Consider the following 1,372-nt stretch of genomic DNA (forward strand, 5'->3'; position numbering starts at 1 on the left):
CTAGTACTACAGCCTGATTTCGTGATGTCGGAGCCAGCGTTTCCAGTAGTGGCTAGCTCGGGCGCGGGCTTGGTGGTGTCGTCTGTGTCGGGACCAGGCGAGGGCGTGACTGAGGGGAAGGGTGATCGCGGCGGTCAGGCGTGCCAGCAGACGGCGGATTTCTGCTGGTGTGAGGCGGACCAGGCCGCTTGGACTTTTGGGGCGTGCGCGGCGGTGACGGCGAGATAGGCGTGGGCGAGCATCGCCAAGGTGATGTGGCGGTGCCAGGCGTCGAACCGCCGGACCTGATAGTGGTCCAGTCCGGTCTCGTTCTTAGCAGACTGGAAACACTCCTCGATCGCCCAGCGGGAACCGGCGACGGCGATGAGGTCCTCCAAGGTGGTGCCGACCGGTGCGTAACACAGGTAGTAGGCCAGCTCAAGCTCGCCCTTGGCATTGGGAGTGAGGCTGCGCCGGACGAGCAGCCACCGTTGGTAGCCGGGCTCGGCCTCGAAGGTCACCGTGGCCAGCGCCCAGTCATACAGACGCTCGCCCTTGGCGCCGTCGCTACAGGAACGGCGCTTCCACGCCTCGGGCGGAGCTTGTGCGGTCGCGGTGTCGGCCCGGATTTCCCCGCCCCACCCCATGCCGATCCATTGGCTCTTGGGCACCGCCACCACATAGCTCAGGCGGTGCTCTTCCAGGAAGCGCCGGAACTTGTTGTCCATGCCATAGGCCTCATCAGCGCTCACCCAGGACGCCGGCACCCCCGCCTTCACGGCCCGGGCCAGCATCGTCCGAGCCAGCACCGGCTTGGTGGCGAACGCCACCTCCTCCCCGATGCCGGCCCGGATGCAACGCTCCCTGTCTTCAGTCCAGGACTTCGGCAGATACAGCTCGGCGTCGATCAGCGTCCGGCCCAGCGGAGAGGCGTAGGCGAGGAACACGCCCAGCTGGCAGTTCTCAATGCGACCCGCCGTGCCGGAGTACTGGCGCTGCACCCCGGCCGACTTGTCGCCCTTCTTCAGGAAGCCGGTGTCATCCACGATCAATACGCCATCGCGGTGACCGAGGTTGTCCATCACGTAATCGCGCAGGTCGACCCGCACCTGGCGGGGGTCCCAGCGGGCACTGTTCAACAAGCGCTGCATGCGATCAGGAGCCGCATCCCCGGCCGCCTCCGCCAGCTGCCAGCCGTTCTTACGCTCGATCGGAGCCAGCAGCCCCAGCAGATACGCCCGCGCCTGCCTGCGCGGTTCCACCCGCCCGAACCGTCCCGCCACCCGCGCGAACAACACATCCAGCCCGGCCACCCACTCTTGAAGGTCGCCCGCGGTCAGCTCATCAGACATGATCCAGAACTATAGATCACAAAACCTGGCTGTAGTACTAG

General features: G+C 66.1%; 1 pseudogene. It reads right to left on the reverse strand.

Going from position 1 to position 1,372, the window contains the following annotated elements:
• Positions 1 to 6: 6 nt before the first annotated feature.
• Positions 7 to 1,331: pseudogene (locus FLW16_RS42830) on the reverse strand (IS701 family transposase).
• Positions 1,332 to 1,372 lie beyond the last annotated feature (41 nt).

This window comes from Microbispora sp. KK1-11 (genome assembly GCF_006874435.1).
Classification (GTDB): Bacteria; Actinomycetota; Actinomycetes; order Streptosporangiales; family Streptosporangiaceae; genus Microbispora; species Microbispora catharanthi.